The organism is Streptomyces sp. NPDC104096 (assembly GCF_055584385.1).
The window spans coordinates 138432-161161 of sequence record NZ_JBVJMD010000012.1 but is presented as its reverse complement, the minus strand read 5'-3'; the positions used below and the strand labels follow the sequence as shown (position 1 = coordinate 161161).

13 protein-coding genes and 3 pseudogenes are annotated in these 22730 nt (G+C 69.0%); 5 read left to right on the top strand and 11 right to left on the bottom strand.

Going from position 1 to position 22730, the window contains the following annotated elements:
• Positions 1–445: 445 nt before the first annotated feature.
• Positions 446–1576, bottom strand: coding sequence for a CapA family protein (locus tag ACZ60B_RS16005; protein ID WP_469387288.1), 1131 nt, complete (start codon positions 1574–1576; stop codon positions 446–448).
• Positions 1577–2037: 461 nt separating this feature from the next.
• Between ACZ60B_RS16005 and ACZ60B_RS16000 the strand changes: the two genes are divergently transcribed.
• From ACZ60B_RS16000 to ACZ60B_RS15990, 3 genes and pseudogenes are all read left to right on the top strand, one after another.
• Complete coding sequence (locus ACZ60B_RS16000; protein WP_469387286.1) at positions 2038–2172, top strand: hypothetical protein; 135 nt, start codon at positions 2038–2040, stop codon at positions 2170–2172.
• 236 nt (positions 2173–2408) lie between these two features.
• Entirely contained in the window at positions 2409–4829 is a 2421-nt protein-coding gene (locus ACZ60B_RS15995) for a SpoIIE family protein phosphatase (protein ID WP_469387284.1), read from the top strand.
• A gap of 63 nt (positions 4830–4892) precedes the next feature.
• Positions 4893–6306 (top strand): annotated as a pseudogene (locus tag ACZ60B_RS15990) (IS701 family transposase).
• Between the two features lie 70 nt (positions 6307–6376).
• On the opposite strand, the gene ACZ60B_RS15985 reads toward ACZ60B_RS15990, so the two are convergent.
• From ACZ60B_RS15985 to ACZ60B_RS15970, 4 genes are all read right to left on the bottom strand, one after another.
• Positions 6377–6973, bottom strand: coding sequence for an HAAS signaling domain-containing protein (locus tag ACZ60B_RS15985; protein WP_469387282.1), 597 nt, complete (start codon positions 6971–6973; stop codon positions 6377–6379).
• Positions 6974–7249: 276 nt separating this feature from the next.
• Positions 7250–8449 carry an epoxide hydrolase family protein gene (locus ACZ60B_RS15980; protein ID WP_469387280.1) on the bottom strand — a complete coding sequence of 400 codons (1200 nt, stop codon included), beginning with the start codon at positions 8447–8449 and terminating at the stop codon, positions 7250–7252.
• 383 nt (positions 8450–8832) lie between these two features.
• A complete protein-coding gene (locus ACZ60B_RS15975; protein ID WP_469387345.1) occupies positions 8833–10263 on the bottom strand; it encodes a dihydrolipoyl dehydrogenase family protein in 1431 nt (476 codons plus the stop codon).
• A gap of 170 nt (positions 10264–10433) precedes the next feature.
• Positions 10434–10907, bottom strand: a complete 474-nt coding sequence (locus ACZ60B_RS15970) for a VOC family protein (protein WP_469387279.1) — start codon at positions 10905–10907, stop codon at positions 10434–10436.
• A 391-nt stretch (positions 10908–11298) separates the two neighbouring features.
• Here ACZ60B_RS15970 and ACZ60B_RS15965 point away from each other — a divergent pair, with 391 nt between their 5' ends.
• On the top strand, positions 11299–13611 hold the full coding sequence (locus tag ACZ60B_RS15965) for a SpoIIE family protein phosphatase (RefSeq protein WP_469387277.1): 2313 nt from the start codon (positions 11299–11301) through the stop codon (positions 13609–13611).
• Between the two features lie 128 nt (positions 13612–13739).
• Here the strand turns inward: ACZ60B_RS15965 and ACZ60B_RS15960 are convergent.
• The 4 genes and pseudogenes from ACZ60B_RS15960 to ACZ60B_RS15945 all read right to left on the bottom strand — a co-directional run.
• Positions 13740–14468 (bottom strand): annotated as a pseudogene (locus ACZ60B_RS15960) (DNA primase); the annotation flags it as partial.
• 264 nt (positions 14469–14732) lie between these two features.
• A pseudogene (locus ACZ60B_RS15955) lies at positions 14733–15353 on the bottom strand (bifunctional DNA primase/polymerase); the annotation flags it as partial.
• Positions 15354–15556: 203 nt separating this feature from the next.
• Positions 15557–18340: an AAA family ATPase gene (locus tag ACZ60B_RS15950; protein WP_469387275.1), complete on the bottom strand. Its 2784-nt coding sequence runs from the start codon at positions 18338–18340 to the stop codon at positions 15557–15559.
• Between the two features lie 306 nt (positions 18341–18646).
• A complete protein-coding gene (locus tag ACZ60B_RS15945; protein ID WP_469387273.1) occupies positions 18647–19132 on the bottom strand; it encodes a pyridoxamine 5'-phosphate oxidase family protein in 486 nt (161 codons plus the stop codon).
• 143 nt (positions 19133–19275) lie between these two features.
• Here ACZ60B_RS15945 and ACZ60B_RS15940 point away from each other — a divergent pair, with 143 nt between their 5' ends.
• The gene (locus tag ACZ60B_RS15940) at positions 19276–20607 is read left to right on the top strand and encodes an aminotransferase class I/II-fold pyridoxal phosphate-dependent enzyme (protein ID WP_469387272.1); all 1332 of its coding nucleotides are present in this window, start codon (positions 19276–19278) and stop codon (positions 20605–20607) included.
• A 99-nt stretch (positions 20608–20706) separates the two neighbouring features.
• Here ACZ60B_RS15940 and ACZ60B_RS15935 read toward each other — a convergent pair whose 3' ends face one another.
• Positions 20707–21558, bottom strand: a complete 852-nt coding sequence (locus ACZ60B_RS15935) for an alpha/beta hydrolase (protein ID WP_469387270.1) — start codon at positions 21556–21558, stop codon at positions 20707–20709.
• Positions 21559–22486: 928 nt separating this feature from the next.
• On the bottom strand, positions 22487–22699 hold the full coding sequence (locus ACZ60B_RS15930; protein ID WP_469387268.1) for a hypothetical protein: 213 nt from the start codon (positions 22697–22699) through the stop codon (positions 22487–22489).
• Positions 22700–22730: the final 31 nt, after the last annotated feature.

Here is a 22730-nt window from a genome sequence, read left to right as displayed (position 1 = left end):
CGGGACTGGACGCCGTCGCCGACCGCGCACGGCGCCTTCGCCCGGACGATGGCGAGAGCCGCGGCGACGACACATGGGCGGCAACGGCCCGTGGCTCTCCGTCGGGGAAGCGCACGGCCTCGTACTCCACCAGCACAGCACCCAGTGCTTTCACCACGGCCGACGGCCCGTCGCCGTGGTGCGCAAGACCCTCGTGTCGGGCAGAAGCTTCGGGCAGTAGCCCTATGAGCAGCCGGCCATGACACGAACGCTCATCGTGACCTTCTGCAGACCGAACGGGCCGGCCGAGATCGGCCGGCGCGGATGCGGTCGACCGCCGGCGAACCGTTCCCGGCGACGGATCTCCCGGCTTCCGTGCTTCAAGACCTCCCGGGGCCTGACACGGGCCACGGGGCGCGTCGCATTCGACGCACACGTGCTGAGCGGTCCCTGTCGGAGGTCCACGTCATGTGTGCTGCCCGGTACGCAGAGGCCGTACGGTGAGCGTGCCGTCGGGCCCGCCGTCGACGCGGGTTCCGAACGCTCGGCTGTGCCTGTCGAGGACGGCGCGCAGCCATGCGGTGTCCTGGGACGGGGCGTGCTCCAGGCGCATCCTGCGCGCCCGTAGGGGCACCATCCGCGCGTCGACCAGCCGGCCGGTGTCCGCCTCCACCGACACCAGGTACAGCACCCGCAGGTCGTCCCGGTAGCTCTCGTAGCCGCCGATCCCCTCGTAGTCGTCGATGAGGTCGCCGCAGCCGTACAGGATGAGCCTGTCCCGGTACACCTCCAGCGGGCGCGGGTGGTGCGAGGAATGTCCGTGCACGACGTCCACGCCCGCGTCGAGGAGCGCGTGGGCGAAGCGGACCTGGGAGCGCGAGACGTCGTAGCCCCAGTTGGAGCCCCAGTGGACCGAGGCGACCGCGATGTCTCCCGGCCGCCCGACCTGCCGCAGACGGTCGGCGAACACGGAGGCGGCGGCTTGCGAAGGCTCCGCGACGACGTCGACACCGGGCCGCTGCCCGGTGGCGGCCCAGTCCTTCGGGATCCCGCTGGACGGCATTCCGAAGGAGAAGACCAGCACCCGCCCGTCGGCGCCCACGGGTATGATCGCCGGCTGTTTCGCCCGGACCTCGTCCGGGCCCGCCCCCGCCGTCCGCAGTCCCGACTCCGCCAGGGCGTCGAGCGTCTCGTGGAGGCCGCGTGGGCCGAAGTCGAGCACGTGGTTGTTGGCGAGTGCGCAGACGTCCGGCCGGGCTGCGGCCAGGCACGGCAGGTTGGCCGGGCTCATCCGGTAGTGGACGTCCTTGCCGGGCGTGAAGTCCCCGTCACCGGTGACGGCTGTCTCCAGATTGACCACCCGCACGTCCGGCGCCGTCTCGTCCAGGACGGGCAGCGCCTCGCCCCACGGCCAGCGGAAGCCGGCCGGCCGGGGGATCGGCCCGTTCGCCGCCTCCGCCAGGTCGACGTAGGCACGGGCGTCGCGGATGTACTCCTCCCGCAGCGCCGGGTCACCGGGGAACGGAAGGATCTGATCGACACCCCGGCCGAGCATCACGTCCCCGCCGAGGAACAGCGTGACCATGCCGTCGTGCACCCCCCAACGCTAAAGCCGAAGCGAGCGATGCGCCAAGGATCCGCAAGACGAGGGCGCCATGCAGCTATACGTGTGTGGTGCGCGGGAGCCATGTGGTTGGTTGCCCGGCTCCGTGTCCGCCCGCGGGGCGACGGCAGCTTGGGTACCGGCGCCGAAGGGCCGGATGGCGAGCCCCTCGGTGTCGGCCTGCGCCCGTACCGGCCGGTGGTCTGTCGGGTGCGCCGGGCAGCCACGACGTTTGCCTCCGACAACGGGGTTTGACCAACGGCTCCGGACCGAGCCGGCGTTCTCGTGGGCGGACACGTCCCGTCTGCCTGGCACGGCCTGGACCAGGCCGCGTTCCATGCCCTCGTCGGGAGAGGAGAGCCGTGCAGGCGCGTGTGAGAGCGAGAGAGCCAGGGCGCCGGCGGCGGCAGTCGTGGTGCCACGGATGCGCAAGTTCTTCCTCTGGGAGGAGGGCTATGAGATCGTCCCGCGCCCTGGTTGCCCGCGACCTCGGCTACGTGTTGAACCAGCGCTTGGTCACCGGCCGGACCCACGGCCGCGAGATCTCCGTACTGGAACTGTGCGACGAGACAGCTCTGCGCTCGAGGTGAAACTGGCCTACCTGGAGAGCCGCGGCCCAGACCGCACGCGCCCGGGCGGTCATGGAGCTGCGCCGGGAGATCGCGCTGCTCAGACCGGCGCGTCCGACATCGTGCGCACCATAAGCATCAGCCGACGCGGGCCGACGTGACCGCGCACCTCCGCGCACCTCGTCACCGTGCGGGAGCGCCGTTCGGCAGTAGGGTGAAGGGATCAGGCGAGTCCCGCAGCAGGCACGGAACCGGCGATGACAGGTCTCCCCACTCAGGACACCATCCCCATGGCAGACGCCGGTCCCGGCGACTTGCCGGCCGGGCGGGCGACCGCCGTACTCGATGGCCAGATGCGGTTCGCTGGATGGAGCCGACAGGCCGAGGCGCTGTTCGGATACCGGCCGGACGAAATCGTGGGCCGCCCCATTGCCGATGTCCTGGACGAGCCTCCCAGCGTAGCGTCGTCGCCTGCGGCCGGTGCCGCGGCACAGACGGCGGAGGCGCCAGGGGCATACGTCATCCGTTCCGTCCGGCACCGCGACGGCCATGCGGTGCCGATGGCATTGTGTCTGGACCCGCTCTCCCGAGGGCGCGATGCCGTCATGTGGCTGATGGTGGCCATGGAGGTCGAGCGGCTGCAGCGGCGCGCCATCGACCGGGCCGTACTGGCCGGGCTTTACACCCAGTCGCCGGTCATGCTCGTCGTCTACGACACCGCCATCCGGATCCGGTGGATCAACACCGCCATCGAGGAGCAGTTCGGTTACGGGCTGGAGGATGTCGTCGGCCGCGGTCTGCTGGAGGTTCTTCCGGATGGAGTGCTGCTCACCGGGGACGGTCGGGCTGTGCGGGACGTCGAGCGACCCATCCGTGAGGCCCTGCGCACCGGGCGGCCGGTGACCGATGTCCTCTACCAGAGCGCGACGCCGCGCGACCCTGATCACCCGCGCGTGTGGTCTCTGTCCTACTTCCGTCTGGAGGACGATGCGGGACGACCCATCGGGGTCTGCGAGGCGGGCCTGGACATCACCGACCGCTACGCGATGCGGCGGCGTCTGGCACTGCTGAGCCGGGCCGGCGGCAGCATCGGCACCACCCTGGACATCCGTCGCACGGCCGACGAACTGGCGGAACTCGCGGTCCCCGAGTTCGCCGACGCGCTCAGCGTGGACCTGCTGGAACCAGTACTGAGTGGTCAGGAGCCGCCCGCTGCCGCCCACCGTGCCGAGGGCTCGGGCCTCCTCCGCGTCGCCGGGCGTGCGCGGGACTCCGCGGCCGACGACCTCGCGGCCTCCTTGGACACCCTGCGCGGACGCTGCCTGTCCTCCGCCGCGCCGGTCGACGACCCGGTCACCGGTGCGCTGGCCCTGCCGCTGGCGGCGCGCGGCACGGTTCTCGGCGTGGCACTGCTCCTGCGCACGGCGCCGCGCGCCCCCTTCGACGCCGAGGACATCCCGGTCGCCGTGGAACTGGTCTCCCGTACCGCGCTCTGCCTCGACAACGCACGCCGCTATGTCCGCGAACACGCCACCGCGCTGACACTGCAACGCGACCTGCTGCCTCACACCCTGCCCCGGCCGGCCGGGGTCGAAGTCGCCCACCGCTATCTGCCGGCCCAAGGCCCGGCCGGCGTGGGCGGGGACTGGTACGACGTCATTCCGCTCTCCGGCGCGCGGGTGGGACTGGTCGTCGGGGACGTGGCCGGACACGGTACGGGTGCCGCGGCGACCATGGGGCGCCTGCGTACCACCGTGGCGGCTCTCTCCGCGCTCGACCTCGCCCCCGACGAACTGCTCGCCCGCCTCGACGACCTCGTCGCACGGGCCGGATCCGCATCCTCGGCGGAAGTCGGCGCAGAGGACCGGGCGCTTGGCGCGACCTGCCTGTACGCGGTCTACGACACCGTCAACCGGCACTGCGTCATGGCACGGGCGGGCCATCCGCCCCCGGTACTGCTCAGGCCTGACGGCCACAGCGAACTCGTGGACGTTCCCGCCGGGCCACCGCTGGGCCTCGGAGGCCTCCCCTTCGAGAGTGTCGACTTCGAACTGCCCGAAGGCAGCATGCTCGCCCTGTTCACCGACGGACTCGTCGAGAGCCGCCGACGGGACATCGACTCCGGCATACGCCACCTGTGCGGCGCCCTGTCCCGCTGCGCGGTCGGTCCGCTGGAGGAAATCTGCCGCCGCGTCGTCGCCGAGCTGCTTCCCGGGCCACCCGCGGACGACGCCACCTTGCTGCTGGTGCGCACACACGCGCTGGCCGGGCACCTGGTCGGCACCTGGGAGATTCCCTTCGACCCGGAAGAGGTGGCCCGCGCCCGGTCACTGGCCAGGGACAAGCTCGCCGAATGGGGCGTGGCCGACGAGGTGGCATTCATCGTCGAGCTTGTCGTCAGCGAACTGGTCACCAACGCGATCAGACACGGCGGCCCCCCGGTTCGTCTGCGCCTCATCCGGGAGGACAGGCTGATCGTCGAGGTGTCGGACGGCGCCCACACGGCCCCGCATCTTCGACGGGCCGGGTCCGAGGACGAGGGAGGCAGGGGGCTCTTCCTCGCGGCACAGATGACCGAGCGCTGGGGCACGCGGTACACGCCGACCGGCAAGACGATCTGGACCGAGGTGCCGGAGGCGGCAGGGCGCCTGCCCCAGGACCTGGCGGTGGTTGGTTGACGGCGGGTTGGGGCGGGAGTACGCCGGACGGTGAGGGGTTTTGCTCGCTGTCTGGGGGGCGTGATGAGCAAGCGTGTGCCGTGCCCGCCCGCTCCGGGGACGCTGAAGGGTTGTGCCGCGCGTTTCGATGATCTGTTCTCCACGCTGACACAGCGGCGTGGGTTTCGCGAGTACCTGGCGGGACTGCTGGTGCCCAGGGACCGGAACAAGACGCTGACCTGCCTGGCCGGTACGGAGCCCGTGGTCGGTGCCCAGCACGCGGCGGTGCAGCGGCTGCAGTTCTTCCTGTCCGAGTCGACCTGGGGCCAGTATGCGGTCAACGCCCGCCGACTGGAGCTGCTGCCGGCCGATCCGGCCACCGCCCCTCATCCGGGCGGGGTGCTGGTGATTGACGATTCCGGGGACCGGAAAGGACGGCAGCGCGACCGCGCACGTGGGCAAGCAGTACCTCGGTTCGGTCGGCAAGATCGAACGGGGTGTTGTCACGGTGACCACCTGCTGGGCGGACGAACGCGTCTATTACCCGCTGCACGCCGACCCCTACACTCCCGCTCACCACTTCCCGCGCGGGAAGAGTGATCCCCAGTTCCGTACGAAGCTGCAGATCGGGGCCTGTCTGGTCCGCCGGGCCGCAGACGCGGGTGTGTCTTTCCGGGCGGTAGCGGCCGACTGCGCCTACGGCGACCACGACAGCTTCCGCCGTGAACTGTCCGCGGTCCACCTGCCGTTCGTGACGGCCCTCAAACGTGGCCATGGCACCTGGCAGTACAAAGACGCCTTCCGGCCGGTGGATGCAGCCCGCGAACTGGCCTGGTGGGGTCCCGAGCAGTCGGGCGACTGGCAGCCGGCCACCCGTGCTTTCCGCGACGGCCGCACCACCACCTGGTGGGGCGCCGATGCCCAGCTGGGCTGGTGGGGGCCCAACGGCGCGATCCGGCTGGTCGTGGCCACCACCGACCCGGCCACCCTGCCCGAGAACTCCACCTGGTACCTGGCCGCGAACCTGCCCCGACCTGGCTCACCCCGCGAGCAGCGCAGCCGGCACCCGGCCGCCGACCTCACCGAAATCGTGCGGATCCACGGGCTGCGGCACTGGGTCGAGCAGAGCTACGAACAGGTCAAGGACGAACTCGGCTGGGCCGACTTCCAGGTCCGCTCCGATACTGTCGTCCGACGCCACCAGGCCCTTGTGAACTGCGCGTTCAGCTTCTGCTGGGACACATGGTTCGCCCCACCCCTGCCCCCTCCGGGTCACCAGCCACCCGGTTCTGACGCGGATGCAGGACCGTTGGAGAGGGGGAGAACCCGAGTCCCAGCAGCCCCAGCCGGCGTGCTGGCCCCGGGCCCTCCGGGCCGTCCGTGGCTGGCTGACGCCCTGGGCCACGCTGCAACGCTACTGGCGAGCGTGGTCGACGAATCCCCCGCCCATCGAACTCCAAGCCCTGATCAACGCTGTCGGCAGCGGCAGACCTCTTGATCTCTACACCCCGACCTAACAAACCACCGCTAGCGGTCGAGTGATCCTTCATGAGTTCCCCTGATCCACGTCACGCGCGACGTCCAGGGAGCCGGCGAGGCCTGCGTGAACCGGGTCGCCCGGCCCGGAAGAGGTACACGGATGCGGCCGCCGGGACCAAGGTGACGGCGGCGACCAGGGTGAGCAGCACTGGTTCGTCAAGCCGCCCACCTGTTGCGAGGGCCAGGCCGGCAAGCGCGGCGCCCACCGGTACCAGGAGCGCGGCCGCAGTGCCGATGATCTTGTTGCGCTTGCTCCAGTGAGGTGCTGCCCACAGCAGTACGATGCCCGCGATCATGCCTGTCCCGCCCAGGAGGGGGCTGACGCCCACCAGGAGTCCGGCCACCGGCAGCAAGATCAACGGGGCAAGGCTGTGCCACTCGCTGGGCGGCGGCGCGATGATCTCGTCTTCCAGGTCGGTGGCCACGATGGTGCGGGGATCGCCGAGGCGGTGCAGGACGGCCTTCACCTCCGCCTCACTGCGGGCCGGGCGCTCGGCGAGAGCCACCTCGAGGGACTCCGTCAGATCGGCAAGAAGTTCATTGCGGTGCTCCGGCGCCAGGGTTGCGGCCTCGCGTGCCACCGCCTCCAGGTATGCCACCACGAGCGGATGTTCGACGTTCTTCATAGTGATTCTCCCGATGAATGGTCGGAATTGGACGTTCGACCGGTGATGAAGCGGCCATGCCCCTGACCCGGATCGAGTCGCGTTGACTCAAGGGCGGCCGGCCCCGCGATCAGCTGCGGATCCGACGCCCTGATTGGTCGCGTCCGGTCCCGCGCCCGGATCTCCATCGAGAGCGGGTCGGCTTGTCCGCATAGCACGGCGAGGCGGCCGAAAGCTCGGTCGAGCTCTCAGCCACCTCGTCCTTCAGTGCCCTGGACCGTTCTCAGGCACTGAGCTCTACCGCAGGGTGCGGAAGCCGTTGCGAAGCTCGCCGACGAGGAGCTCCGGCTGCTCCCAGGCGGCGAAGTGGCCGCCCTTGGGGAGCCGGTTGAAGTGGATCAGGTTCGGATAGGCCTCCCTGGTCCAGCTCTCGGGCGCCTGGTACAGCTCGTCCGGGAAGACACTGACGGCCACGGGAAGCTTCACGCCCTTGGCACCGAAGAAGGGGGTCGTGTTCTCGGCGTAGAGGCGGGCGGCGGAGACAGCCGTGTTCGTCAGCCAGAACAGGGTGATGTTGTCCAGGACGTCGTCGCGGGACAGGCCTTCCTCGACTCCGTCGAAGGACCGGGCGATGAGCGCCAGACTCTTGGCGTCGTGGTCGAGCAGGAAGGCGGCCAGACCCACCGGGGAGTCGGCAAGGCCGGTCAGGGACTGCGGACGCGAGCCCATCATGTAGGCGTAGTAGACGTGCCGGTACACGAAGTCCAGCTGCTCGACCGCACGCTTCTGCTCGTCATCGGCGAGGACGACGTCGTCCGGCAGCGGGTTGCCGGCCACGATCGCCTGCTCGATGGCCGGCGGGATGACCTTGGGCATGTTGGTGTGGATGCCGACCAGGCCCTGCGGCTCCTGCACGCCCATGAGGTCGGTGATGACGGCGCCCCAGTCGCCGCCCTGCGCAACGTACTTCGTGTAGCCCAGGCGCTTCATCAGCTCGCCCCAGGCGCTGGCGATGCGCTCCGGACCCCAGCCCTTGGCGGTGGGCTTGCCCGAGAAGCCGTAGCCGGGGATCGAGGGGATGACGACGTGGAAGGCGTCCTCGGCGGAGCCGCCGTGCGCGGTCGGGTCGGTGAGCGGCTCCACGATCTTCAGCTGCTCGACGATCGACCCCGGCCAGCCGTGCGTGACGATCACCGGCAGGGCGTTCTCGTGCTTGGAACGGACGTGGATGAAGTGGATGTCCAGCCCGTCGATCTCGGTGATGTAGTGGGGGTAGGACTTCAGCTTCGCCTCGACCTTGCGCCAGTCGTACTCCTCGGCCCAGTACTCTGCGAGCTTCTGGATCGTGGCGAGCGGGGTGCCCTGCGACTGATCCTGGACGGTTTCCTTCTCCGGCCACCGCGCGGCCCTGACACGCTCGCGCAGCTCTTCGAGCTCGGACTGCGGGAACTCGAAGGTGAACGGTCGGACAGCGGTGTTGTCAGAGGTGACAGACATTCTTGGTCTCCATGAATTAATTCTGAACTCGTCAAGTACGAGGGCATCGCCGTGAGCTGAGTGCACCGCACAGACCTGGGCGGCTCTTGCATCGGCGATGCCGCGTGACCTGTTTGTTTCCGGCGCCATTTGATGATGGGCCCTGGACAGGCGCCACCGGATCTGGCACGTGACCTAGTTCTTCGAGACGTGACGCCGGGGACTCTAGGTAACGTGACGTGACGGCTGCGGTCGGCGTGCGGGTCAGTCATGACCTGCTACCTGCTACCTGCTACCTGCTGCCTGCGCACCGCTGACTTCGGGGTTTCGCGAAGCAGCCCGGCACTTCGGCAACCGGGTGTTGTGATGGCCGCGAAGGCGCTTCGGCAGCCGTCGGCGGGCGGTCAGCCGCGGTGTGTCTCGAGCAGCCTCAGCCAGATCTCGCTGATGGTGGGGAAGGCGGGAACGGCGTGCCACAGCCTTTCGATGGGCACTTCGCCCGTCACGGCGACGGTGGCCGAGTGCAGCAGTTCGCCGACGCCGGGCCCGGCGAACGTGACGCCCACTACCGTGTTGCGGTCCAGGTCGACGAGCATGCGCGCCTGGCCGCGATATCCCTCGCCGTACTGGTGAGCGCCTGCGACGTGAGAGATGTCGTAGTCCACCACCTTGATCCTGCGACCGCTCTGCTCGGCCTCGCGCGTGGTCAGGCCCACGGACGCGACCTCAGGGTGGGTGAAGATCACCTGGGGGACCGCCGCATGGTCGGCAGTGGCGACATGCGCACCCCATGGCGCGTCGTCGACGGTCTCGTTCTTGGCGCGTGCAGCGATCACCGTGCCGGCGACGCGGGCCTGGTACTTGCCCTGATGCGTCATCAGGGCACGACGGTTGACGTCACCCACCGCGTAGAACCAGCCGTCGGCGACATCGGTCACCCGGAAGGTGTCGTCCACCTTCAGCCAGTCACCGGGCTCGAGTCCTATGGTGTCGAGCCCCAGGTCCCAGGTCCGCGGGGCTCGCCCGGTGGCGAAGAGGATTTCGTCAGCGGCCAGTTCGCCACCGTCCGCGAGGACCATGCGAATCTCACCGTTCACACGTGCCAGGGATGCCACAGCGGTCCCGAAGCGTACGTCGACGCCGACCTCACGAAGGCCGTCGGTGACGAGTTCACCGGCAAACGGCTCCATCCGCTGCAGCAGCCCGTCCTCGAGAACCAGCATCGTCACCTGGGAACCGAGTGCCTGCCAGGCCGTGGCCATCTCGACAGCCACGACACCGCCGCCCACCACGGCCAGTCGGCCGGGCACGCGATCGGAGCTGGTCGCCTCGCGACTGGTCCACGGCTTGACGTCGTCCAGGCCGGCGATGCGGGGGAGCGCCGCACTGGTGCCGGTCGAGACGGCCACGGCATGCCTGGCCGTGAGCCTCACCGTGTCACCTTCCGGCGTCTGCACGACGACCTTTCGAGGCCCGTCCAGGCGGCCGTGCCCGCGGATGAGATCCACCGAGACGGAGTTCAGCCAGTCGACCTGATCCTCGTCCTTCCAATAGGAAGCCATCTGGTCGCGGTGGGCGAGAACGGCCTCGACATCCAGCGGCCCGGCCACGGCCGGGTCGAGTCCTGGTACGCGACTGGCGTCGGCACGGGCGACCACCGGGCGCAGGAGCGCCTTGCTGGGGTCGCAGGCCCAGAAGGAGCACTCACCGCCGATCAGTTCACGCTCCACGATCACGGTGCTGAGTCCGGCCGTGCGTGTGCGCTCCGCAACGTTCTCACCGACCGGTCCTGCGCCGATGACGATCACGTCGTAGGTGCGGGTGGCGTCGTTCATCATGGGGTCCTTCGGCTGCTGGAGTGTGGTTTGCGACTGGGGTGTCGGGCCGTGTGTGGTGCCGCGACGGCCGCGAACGCCCGGCGCGTGCTGCGCCGTGACAAGCAGGACTTCTTCCGGGCGTTCGCGTTCCGGTCCGGGCGGTGCGGGTGCGCGGTCGCCGATCGTTCTCAGCGGCCGGGGAAGCGGGTCTTGACCTCCTGGAGGACCCAGCCGTTGCCGTCGGGGTCGGTGAAGGTGAGGTAGCAGCCGTAGGAGGCGCGGTCGGGGTGGAGGCCGGGGAGGCGCTGCTGTCCTTCGCCGTGGTGGGTGACGTCGCCGTCGGCGTGGCCGTGGTGGAGGAGGCCGCCGGCGTCGTGGAAGACGTCGCTGACGTCGATGCCGCGGGCGGTGAGTTCGGCGTGGGCTTCGGCGATGTCGGAGACGATGAGGTAGAGGCCCTGGACGGTGCCGGGTGCGGTGGTGGTCATGCCGGTGCCGAAGATGATCGAGCATTCGGAGCCGGGGGGCGTGAAGTGGACCGCTCGGAAGTCGTCGGTCGCGGTGTAGTCGACGTCGAGGCGGAAGCCCAGCTTCTCGTAGAAGGTCTTGGCGCGGTCGACGTCGGTGACGGGCAGCACGATCAGTTCGAGCTTGAAGTCCATGGGGGCGTTCCTTCGGATTTTCGGTGGGGGTGCCGACGTGAGGTCGGTCCTGGTGTCTGCGGTGGTGGCCGTCTGGGCGGTGTCCGCAGTTCCGGGGTGGCCGTGGGGGGCGTCGTCCCCGGGGGTGGACGGCCTGTGCGGCGCGATCCATGACCAGAAACCTAGACCGCGTTTTCCTCGTGTGCAAGGTAAATGCGTGCGAGGAGAGTGTGACAAAGGCATCTCGGCAGCAGGGGCATAGACGGCGATGCCGTCGCATTCACCGCCGCTCGACATCTCAGCAGCGCAGATCTCCGGTTAGAGTGCTGAATGAAAGCCCTGGTAGAACCGGGTTTTGCTGATCCATTTCCCGGAATCCCCGGTCCGAAGATCGGCACGGAGGTGCTTTCGCATGCCCGACGACGACGCTCTCTTCCTCGTGGATGCGGACGGCCGGGTAGCCGGATGGGGGCCTGCCGCAGAGGGCCTGTACAACGTCCCCGCCGACGAAGTCATCGGTGCACCTGTGGCAACGATCATGCGCAGGCTCAACCTTGTCGGCAGGCAGGAGCCCGACGGGTCCCCGGATCTGGGCGCCCTGCTGGTCAGACCGACGCTCCAAGGACGCTCCGTCGTCTGGCAGGTCCTCGCGACAGAGGATGGCCGACGAGCGCAGAACGACGCTCTCCTTCGCGTCCTCTTCACGCATGACCTGGTAGAACTCCAGGTGCTTGACGATCACCTGTCTGTCGTGCGCGCGAGTGGCCCGCCGGGGCGGCGGCGCGAAACCGCAGCCGGACCCCCGACGGATGCCGCCTCCGCCCGGCGGCACGGCTGCACCGCCACCGACGAAGAGGCCGCTGTCCTGCGCAGAGTCCTCGCGGACGGAAAGCCGGTGATGAACCGGCTCGTGCCCACCGCCGAAGTATCGGCAGAGCACGGCCGGTGCATGCGCTCCGTCTCCTATTTCCGCCTGGAAGACGCCGCAGGCAGAGCGATCGGAGTGCTGATCATCGCCTTCGACGTCACGGAGCGAGAGCGAGCACGCCAGTGCCTGGCGATCTTGGACACCGTGCGCACCCGCATGGGGCATCGATTCAACGTGCTGGACGCCTGCCAAGAACTGGCTGAAGCCGTGGTACCCGGTTTCGCGGACACCGCTGTTGTCGAGGTCATGGAATGTGCGGTCCGGGGCGAGGAACCACCTCTGGTTCCCGTTCCCCAGGGTGCGCTGCTGCGCCTGGCAGCCGTCCGAGGAGCCGGCAGACCTGATCCACCGGCCGGATCCGTGCGGCCCATGCCGGCCTGTGCCCCTTTTGCGGACATCCTTTCCGGCCCTCGTCCCGCTCTCCTGTCGGCCGGCAAGGAAAGCAGGTGGCTTCCTCTCGACCCGGTCAGAGCCGGCATCATTCAGGAGCCGGGCACCTACTCGCTCATCGTGGCGCCCCTGGTGCTGGGTGACGAAGCCCTGGGCGTGGTCACCTTCTGCCGCCACGAACGCCAAGACCCCTTCGTGGAAGACGACCTCGCGGTGGCCTCCGCCGTCTGCGCCCATGCAGCCCTCTGTATCGACAGGGCGTACCGGTACATGCGCGAGTGGATCATCGCGTCCGCTGTTCAGAGCAGGCTTCTCCCCGGACAACCGGCTGACCGACCCACCATCCGGTGCTCCGCCCTGCACGTCTCCGGTGCCGAAGGCGGCGGCGCCTGGTCCGACACCATCGCCCTTCCTGGCGCACGGACCGCCCTTGTCGTCGGTGATGTGGCAGGACACGGCGTCCCTGCCGCGATCATGATGGGCTTGCTACGGACCGCCATCCACACGCTCGCCTCCCTGGATATGCAGGCCGACGAACTGCTGGCCCGCCTCAGCGACACCACAGCCCGTCTCGTCGCCGCGCGAGCCGCCCTTCCCCCCATGGACCCCGCCCTCTACGAGCCACTCACCGCCGGCTGCACGGTCGCGATCTACGACCCGGTCGACCTCACCTGCACCATGGCCCGCGCAGGTCTGCCCGAGCCAGTGGTGATCGACGCAGACGGAACCGTGCGCACCGTGTCCGTTCCCCAGGGGCCCGCCCTTGCCGTTTCCGATACCGCCCCCTTCCCGGCGACGACCGTCTCCCTGCCCGAAGGCAGCACGCTCGCCATCGGCACCGCCGCACTCGCCGAGGACGTCCTGGCGCCGTCAGGCGCACTGCACCACCTCCTGGACGACGCGGGTGCCGCATCGCCGACAGGACTGCGCAACACCATCGACCGGGCATACGCACGACGAGGCCGACCGGACGAAACGGTGCTGCTGCTCGCGCGCACCACGGCACTGCCCCCCGACCGCGTGATGACCCGCGCCCTGCCCGATGGGCCGGAAGCGGCACCCATCGCCCGCAAAGCCGCCCGCCGGCAGCTGGAAGCCTGGGGAGTGGACGAAGAGACGGCGGACACCAACGAACTCATCGTCAGCGAGCTGGTCGGAAATGCCATCCGCTACGGCTCCCCGCCTCTGCAACTCCGTCTGATCTTGGACGAGATGCTGACCTGCGAAGTCACGGACGCCGCACCGAGCGCTCCCTACGTGAAGCACGCCCGCACCATCGACGAGTCCGGACGGGGACTCTTCATCATCGCCACCCTCGCCGACCGATGGGGCATCCGGCACCACAGCAACGGCAAGATCGTCTGGGCGGAGCAGGTCTGCACCACACCGCGCAGGTCCGGGGCATGAGCCTCTGCGAGGCGGCGCGCCTCACAGCCGTGCGGAGCCGTCGTCCGACTCAGGGTGCCGAGTCTGCTCCCCTCCTCCGGGCGCCTCGCCCTTGTCGTGACCGATCTCGTCCTCAGTGATCAGGGAGCTCATCGTCGGACGTCCCCCTCCTGGTCCGTGAGCAACCCGATACCCGGGTAGTGCTTGCGCTGTTTGGACAGAAGCATCTCCTTCGGTGAAGTCAGCCCCACCAATTCGCGCGTGCGTGCGGCAAACGCCCTGGACGACATGGCTGGAGCGCCTTCGTCGAGACACCACGTCTTGTAGGCGGCATGGAGAGCGGTCTGTTCGCAGCGCAGATGTGCAGCCGGCACGCAGGACTCCTCGTATAACCGGCCGGTGTGGTCCTCGGTCTCCGCGTAGTGGTGGTGGCGATCCGTACATGCTTCGGGCCCATGAGGTCGCGATCGCCGGCCAGGTACGCATGCGCACCGTCGACGAGTCAGCTCAGAATGCCGGGGCCTTCCTCGGTGACGAGGATGAGCGGGGTGTGGGCATGCGCCGGGGCCTACAGCTGTGGAGCGGGAGTGGAAGTCCTTGTTCGGATCAGGTGCCCTGACCAGGCCGGTGCGCAGGTCGACGCTCCCGTCGGGCGTGCACAAAGCGTAGGCGTCGGCGTCGAGGAGCGCCGCACTGAGGACCATCCCGGGCGCTGATCTGGCTTGCGTCAGCATGGCGTTGATGCCGGTCGTGGACAGAGCGCGCCGGCGATGCTGATGCAGTGCCGTGGTGGTGAAGACGCCGCGGATGTCCTGGGCGGCGATGTTCTCGGCCAGGTCCCCGGCTGCCCACTTGAGATGCCGCTCGGCCTCGTCCTGGACGAGTCGGCCCGAGGCCACGAGGCCGCCCAGCGTGAAGGCGGCGCGGTTCAACATGTCAGAGAATCCCGTGCCGTGGCCGAGCCGACCGCAGGCGTGAACAGGGGCAAGTGCGGCGGTGAGCATGCGCTGGGTGCTGTCGCAGACACCACCTGCGGCGAGAACCGCTTGCTGTGCGCGTGGCGGCACCGGTCGAGGAGCAGGAACGCCGGGCGCCGGCAAATGGTCCGTGCGTTTGAGTTTTTGGGCCGGCCAGGTGGGGAGCACGGCCGGCTGACGGGTGGTGCCGACGGGCACGTAGGCGCCTTGGGAGGTCGTGGTTCCCGGAGCGATGATGTAGCCACCGTGAGCACGTACATCAACCTGCCAGGCCAGGGCGCGGCTCGGGCTGGAACCCGAGGAGCACCGCCGGCGACGGTTGTCTGCCGCGCGGTACCAGACATGCAGTCCCCCACCAGGGGGCCTCACGCGCAGCGTGTTCGTGTCGTCGGCGGGGCTCGGCTGTCCGCGGCGAGCGGCCAGCACGACGAGTGCATGAAAGCCGTTGGTCAGGCCGGTGAGGTCGACCTGGTCGCTGATGGTGATGCCGGGCAGAATGCGCTCGCGCGAGGGCGGTTGCGCGTCGTGTGCATCGATGTCGAGCACGATCAGTCCAGCCGGGCCGCAGGCGACTCCGATGCCGAAGTCCGGGTGGGCACCCCACCACCGGCCGATGCGACGTTGGTCCGAGGTCGCAGCATGAGAACCGTGGCACCACCGACCCGTCGGCAGACAGGGGCATCCGGTGGATGCATGCGGGTTCGTGCGACAGTCGGCGCAGTTCGCGGCGGGTGTTCTGCGGCCCACGGCCAGCGGGTGTACGGGCCGGCCTCGGCGCGCGTACAGACTGGCCGCCGCCAGGGAGGCAACGGTCGAAGGCCCAGAGGCTGGGTTGTCCTGGGCGGCAAACTGTTCGGCGGCAGCTGTTCTCCCGATCGGCGACGGAAGCGACTCGAAAATGGGTGCGGGCTGCGGACGTCCCTGCCGAGGACGCGAGGCACCTGCGTTTCACGTCCGGAGTCGCGGTGCGGCCGTCGCGAATGTTTCCTTCACGACTCTTCCAGGGCGTCTCGCAGCATGGCCCGCGAGGTGATGCCCAGCTTCGGATAGATCTGGTAGAGGTGGGCCCCCACCGTTCGGTGAGAGAGAAAGAGGCGCTCGGCGATCTGTTTGTTGGTCAGGCCGGAGGCCGCCAGGCGAGCTATCTCGGACTCCTGCGGAGTGAGTTCACGGACCTTGGATCCATCGGTTCGCCGCTTGACGGCACCCGCGGCGCGCAGTTCGCTCTCAGCCCGTTCGGCCCAGGGCTTCGCTCCCAGCTGGGTAAACGTGGCCAGGGCGGCACCGAGAGGTCCTCGCGACTCTGCGGTGGCGCGGGCACGGCGCAACCGTTCGCCATGGGCCAGCTGCACGCGGGCGAAGTCGAACGACCACCGCTCCGCGCCGGGCACGGTCAGTGCCTTGGCGAACAATGCGAGCGCCTCCTGGTCATCATGCGTGCTCAGAGCCGCAGAAGCCTCGGTCAGCAGAGCCTGACGGGAGGAGATCGCGGACACGCCGGCGTCTCGCATCGCACGGACATGGTCCACTGCCTGGGCATGGCGGTTGGTCCGCACGGCTGCATCGACGAGGTCCATCGTCAACCACAGGGCATGCGGCGCGTGGGAGGCGAGGCTGCCCGCCGGGCTCACAGCAGTCGCGTGCGCGTAGGCGTCTGCGTAGTCGCCGCGGCCCAGCGCTGCCGTCGCAGCCGCGTGATGTGCGTAGTGTGCGGCGCAGAAGGCGCCGCGGGGCGTGGCCCAGTGGATGATTCGCTCGGCCGTCTCCTGCGCGTCGTCCGGGTTTCCCCGGGCGGCACTCAGGACGGCGCGGACGTAGAGGAAGTACCACGCGAAGGCGCTGTAGCCGTGGGTCTCACATATCTGGATGCCCTCGTCGGCCAGATGGGCAGCCTCATCCCACATGCCGGTCAGATAATCGTCCAGGCATAGGTGGATCAGGCCTGAGAGGTACCGGCGGGCCGGTCCGCCGTCGCGGCCGTTGCGCACAACGCGCCAGGCCGCCTCACGTACATCGCCCAGCCGGTCGCTGTAGAGGGCCGCCGTACCGGTTCGCGTGATGTGGACGAGATCGGTCGTGCTGAGCAGCGGCGCCATGAGCGCATCGAGTTCCTCCGCGGCTGCTGCCGCAGTACGAGCGGGGTCGGAGAACGTCTTGCCCAGTGCTGACAGCACCAAGGGGGTGTCCGGGGTCAGCTTCTCCACGGCCTGGTAGTAGGGCAGCCAGAGCTCCTCCCGGGCGCCGAAGAAACAGACCAGGGCGAGCGTGTGCAGCGCGTCGACAAGTGCCTTGTTCGCGGAATCGTGCCCATGGGATCCGGTTTCGATGGCATGCACCAGCAGACCGTGGGCCGTCTCGACGTCACCGTCCTCGTTGAGGATGAGAAGAGCTGTGGCGGCTGCTGCATGCAGGGAACTGCTCGCATCCCATCTCGCATGCCTGGTGTCGTCCAGGATCCGCCGGGCGCTGGGCAGCGCTCCGTTGGACTCGGCGCCCACGTAGGCCACCTCCGCGAGTCTGCGGCTGCGGTCCGTGCCCTGGGGGCTGAGGTCCGCGGATCGGAGGAGGGTCCGCATGCCGCCCACCGCGTCCCCGCGGTGCAGCGTGATGCGCGCGGCATGCTCCAGCAGAGCTGCCACGCCTTCGTCCGGTTCCAGGGTTGCCTCGCCCAGATGCCAGGCGCGGCGCTCGACCTGGTCCACCAGGACCTGTGCGAGGGCCGCGTGCACAGCCCGCCGCTCGGTGCTGGTGGAGTTCTCGACGACGGCGGAGCGAATGAGCGGATGTCGGAACCGCAGTCGTCGGGCCTGCTCGTCGATGTGGACGAGCTGATGTCGTTCGGCAGGAGCCAGATCATCCAGGTCGTATCCCGCCCTTGCCTGGCGTGAAGCTGCCTGCAGTACGCCGAGATCCCCCATACCCTCCAGTGCCGCCAGCAGCAGAAGACGCTGAGTCGGCGCGGGGAGCTCGGTGATCCGGGAACCGAACACATTCTCCAGTCGCTGGGTGAGCGGCAGCACGGCAGGGAATTCATCGAGGTCGGGGACCCGCATTTCCGGCAGCGCGGCAGGCAGCTCCAGCAGCGCAAGGGGGTTGCCATGCGCCAACGCCAGCAAGCGTGTACGAGCGCTGGCGGCAAGTCTCGGGTATCTCGTGCTGACCAGATGAGCGGCCGAGTCGTCGTCCAGTGGCTGCAGGCTGTACTCGGGCAGGGCACCGCCGTCGTGGAGACCGCCGGACCCGGTGCGCGAAGCCGCCAGGAAACCGATGCGAATGCCGGTCGCACGGCGCGCGACGAACCCGAGGACGGCGGCACTGGCCCGGTCGACCCACTGGAGGTCGTCGATGACAAGGAGCAGTGGGCTTCCCGACGCGACCGACCGCAGCAGCAGGAGAACGGCATTCGAGACGACGAGTCGTTCCGGCGGAGAACCGCCCTGGAAGCCGAGGGCCACACGCAGAGCATCGCGGAAGGGAGTCTCCAGGTCGTCGATCGCCGCCTGGAAGGGAAAGAGGATCTGATTGAGGCAGGAGTAGCTGCAGTTGGCCTCGAACTCCACGCCGGCGGCCCGCAGTACGCGGATGCCCCCGGCCTGCGAGGACTCGGCAAGGGCATCGAGCACTGCCGTCTTCCCGACACCTGCATCGCCGCGCAGCAGAACTGCCCCGCCGCCGCCTTCGAGACCCAGGAGGCCACGTACGTGCTGCAGGTCATGGTCACGGCCGACGAGCGGACTGGTGAGGTCGGGGGTGTAGGACTCGTTGCTGAGCACTGCACGCTCCATTGCGGTTTGCGGCTCGGATGAACCGGGCGATGAGGTGGCAGCCTGGTGCCGAAGGCGTCACAGGCACATGAGGGCGACGGCGGCAGCCGCCAGGTCGTCTCGGTATCGGTCGAAGCGGTCAGCGGACGGACCGTGCCGACCGCGGGCGGCGTCCCCGCCGTCTGCGATGTTGCGCGGCATGGGGACACGCATTGCGGTCTCTCGGGGCGCCGTGAAGTCGCCAGTGACGCCGATCAAGAAACGAGATCGTCAGTCGACGCAGGCGTTTTGTATGTACGGGTCACACGGACTTCATCAGCACATCACGGAAGGCCGGCCGGGGTCCTCAGGTCTTCCCCCGCTTCCCCCTGCGCGTACCTTGACTGTCACTTCGTCCAGGTCGAGAGCGATGACGGCGGAAGCCGCACATTCCCGCGTATCGGGAGGCCGGACGACGCCGGCAGCCGCGGAAGGGGTCAGTTCGGCAAACGAGTTCAGGGCGACGCGGTATTCCGCAGTGTCGGTGACCTGACGGGCGACTCCCTGCACGACCACGTGCTGATAGTCGAGCGACTCATGAAGTGCGGACCGAGCGAGCGCGAGACCGTCGAGGTGCGCAACAGTCAATGACACATCAAGCCCGCTGTCCTCCCGAGCCCGGCGCAGAGGCGTAGCGCCGATGGGGGCGTCCAGATACAGGCGCCTGCCCTGGCGTGTGTACAAGGTCGGCAGCTCGACGGGTGCACCGTCGCGAAAGAAGCCCAGAAGACCCATGTAGCCCGCGTCGAGAATCGCATGCACGAGCTCACGGTCGTACGTGGCGTACCTGCGACCGTGAATCGAAGCGCAGCGCTCAGGGGTGGTGGATGTGGTGCACACACCGCCACTGACGTGAGGCGAGGAGGAGATGGTCAATCCTTTTGAACTAGTGCATAATAGTTTTTGTGGTAGGAGAATACACGTTCAACGGTCGAGGTGCGGCGGAGATCGCAGCGAGTATCGAACGGGCGATCGGGGACGGCTCGTTGGCTCCAGGGGCCAACCTTCCGCCACAACGAGAGCTCGCTGCCGAACTCGGAGTGAACCCCAATACCGTCGCCGCGGCCTATCGACGTCTACGGGACCGCGGGGTGATCGAGACCGCCGGGCGCCGCGGCAGCCGCGTCCGGCCACGCCCCGTTTCCACCGCACGCGACGCCATCCGCCTGAACGTGCCCGCCGGCGTACGAGACGTCTCTGCGGGCAACCCGGACACGGCCCTGCTGCCCCCACTCGGTGAAGCACTCGCCGAGGCCGCCCGTCGGCACGCACAGCACCCCGTGCTCTACGGACAACCCCCCATAGACGCTGAACTGAGCCGCCTGGCCCGCACCGCCTTCGACGCGGACGGCGTCCCGGACGGTCCCATCGGACTCACCTCGGGAGCACTCGACGCCATAGAACGCGCCCTCGTCGCCCACCTCCGGCCAGGGGACAAAGTGGCTGTCGAGGACCCCGGCTGGGGCAGCCTCTTCGACCTCGTCTCCGGCCTCGGCCTGCTGGCGACCCCGGTAGGGCTGGACGACGAGGGCCCACGACCGCACGATGTGGCGGCGGCCCTGGACCAGGGCGTCCGAGCACTCGTCATCACCGGCCGGGGCCAGAATCCGACCGGCGCCGCGGTCTCGTCGGAACGGGCCAGGGAACTGCGCGCGCTGCTGCGCGCCCACCCTCACGTCCTCGTCATCGACGACGACCACGTCTACGGTCTGACAGACCTGCCGCTGCACCCGCTCGCCGGCAGCACACAGCACTGGATGCTCGTCCGCTCGGCAGCCAAAGCCTTCGGACCCGATCTGCGCCTCGCCGTCCTGACCGGCGATCCCCTCACCGTCGACAGGGTCCGCGGCCGCTACCGTCTCGGCCCCGGCTGGGTCAGCCACCTGCTGCAGCACACCGTCGCGCACCTGTGGCGCACCGGAACCCTCGACGTACCCGCAGTGTCCGCCGCGTACGCCGCACGTCGCGACGGCCTCGTGCAGGCGCTGGCAGACCGCGGCGTCACCGCACACGGACGCAGCGGCATGAACGTCTGGGTGCCGGTGTCCGACGAGACCAGTGTGGTCACCCGTCTGCTGCAGTCCGGCTGGGCGGTCGCTCCCGGTGCACGCTTCCGCCTCCAGTCCGCGCCGGGTATCCGTGTCACCGTCTCGACGCTGACGGTGCAGGAAGTGCCCGGCCTGGCCGACACCATCACGACTGCGGTCCGCTCCCACCGCACCGGACGCTTCGGATAGCCAAGGCCGTTGCGCGGTCCCACCGGCTCGAGGACGCCGGCCCCGCGACGGCTCCGGCAGTGCCGGCACGCGATATCGGGCCGTGGCCCGCGATCCCCTTCAAGCAACCTCGCGGCGGCCGTCGGCGGAGGAGAAGGCGTCCTTCAGCGCGGCTATGACTGCAGCGAGCACCTCCTGCGGCACCAGCGTCACGGAATCGCCCTCGTCCCCTCCACGCCGCAGCACCGTGACCGCCACCCCGGCAGTGCGCAGCGAGCGGTCCAAGGCCGGAAAGGACTCCGCGTCATCGGCGACCAGGAGTGCGGGAGGCAGCCTGCCGAGGGACCGCTCGGCAGTCAGCAGCACTTCGGCACGTCGTCCGACCTCGTGTGTCTCGATCCGAGAAGGCGGGAAGAGCAGAACCTGCTGGACGAAAGCGACTTCGCCGCGCCGCCGGGCAAGGAGTGTCAGATCCACGCAGACGAGACTGCCCGTCGCATCGCCCGCGACGGCAAGCCGACTGGAGTCCAGTCCATGCTCCGCACCATGGCTTGCCACCCAGCGGGCCACCGCGTAGCACTCCTCCAGCACGGCGGAGTGGTTCCTCGCGCAGTCCAGTGAATGCTCCGGGAACAGGACCACCGCGTGTGCCTCGGTGGCCAACGCGCTCACCAGACGAGCGTAGGCATCATCGCCGGCAGGGGCACGGTCCGCGCCGTGCACATACAGAACAGCGGGCAGGCAGGCGGACGCACCTGCGGGGCGCACGATACGCACCGCGACGCTGCTCTTGAGCCCGTTGGAGATGGCAGCCCAACTCTCGTTCACGCCATCGGGTCCACGGTCAGCGGCGTCCTGCGCCTCCTCGATGGTGTCGCCGGGCGCAAGCGAAGCCTCCGTGGACTGTTCGGCCGGCTCGCGGGGCCCCCTCTGGCGACCCATTTCTTCAGGGGGCAAGACCTGATCAGACACCACACACTCCCTTGACGAGGGCCCCGGTCCGGCGCCGGGGTGGGCTGCCGGCCTCCCCTTCACAGATCATGAAGGGCATTGCACCGGCGCGAGTCTGATGGCGATGTAACCGGCGCCGGAGCTTCAGCGCATCGGTCATGTGACTGGGAGAGCGGCGCCGAGGCTCCAGCCGCCGCTCTCACTGGGCGCTACGGCGCCCGCAGACTCCCGCTCACGTCGGCCGCACTCCTGATGCGGGTGATTCTCGGCGGCCGGGGAGGCGCTGTTGTCCTTCGTGTCCGGGTCCCATAAAACTTTTGCAGCAGACTACGCTTGCCATCTTTACTTGCGCACGAGGTAATGCTAGGTTTGTCGCCGTCCTCGACCGTCAGAGTCGACGCGGCACCGTCCGGCCCGATCGGTCCGGCGCAGTGATCGGGAGCGATCACCCGGGTGCCGCCCTCCAGGAATGTCTTGGTGAGAGATCGGCTCTGTACGCCTCCGCGAGTCGCGTGGAGGCCGTCCCCCCACAGGAGCGATGACATGTCCGGCACGTATGCACACTCTTCGACGTCTGTACGCAACCCGTGGGCCGGCTTCGCGGCGGTCTTTGCTGCTTTCTGCGCAGTCATGGCCTTGTCCCTGGCCGGTATCGGCTCGGTGAGGAGCGAAAGCGGGGCCCCTCGCGCAAGGCAGGGCGCCGACTACGTCACGTCATCGGTGCTGCCGTGCGCGGGTGCGGGCCAGGCTTTGACCGTCCGGGGTCCGGTCAGGGGATGGCCGCAGGGCATGTGCGCCGGCCCCGCGCACGCGTAGTGCCGTCACCGGCTCGCCGCGGCCGGCGAAACCGGTCGGCGGCCTGGAGGAGGAAGCCGGGCGGTAGCCCGCCCGGGTCCTCGTGAAGGCTCATGTGCGTCACGCTCCTCGAGCGTGTGCGGGCGGTGTGTTGCTAAAGGCCGAGATCCAGTGCCAGGCAGGAGTACCGGGACCACACGCCTTCGGGGTTGTGGGTGTCGTGCGTCGGGTCTGCCGAAGAGACGGGTTTGTCTGCGGTCGTGTCCTGGAGGCGTATCGGCTCCGGCAGTCTGCCGAACCGCGCCTGACGCAGCAGGGCGGCGCTGTCGGGTGTGTCTGGTGCGTTCGGCGTGTCCGGTGTGTTCATGAGTGACGTCCTCGGTCGTCGAACCGGCCGG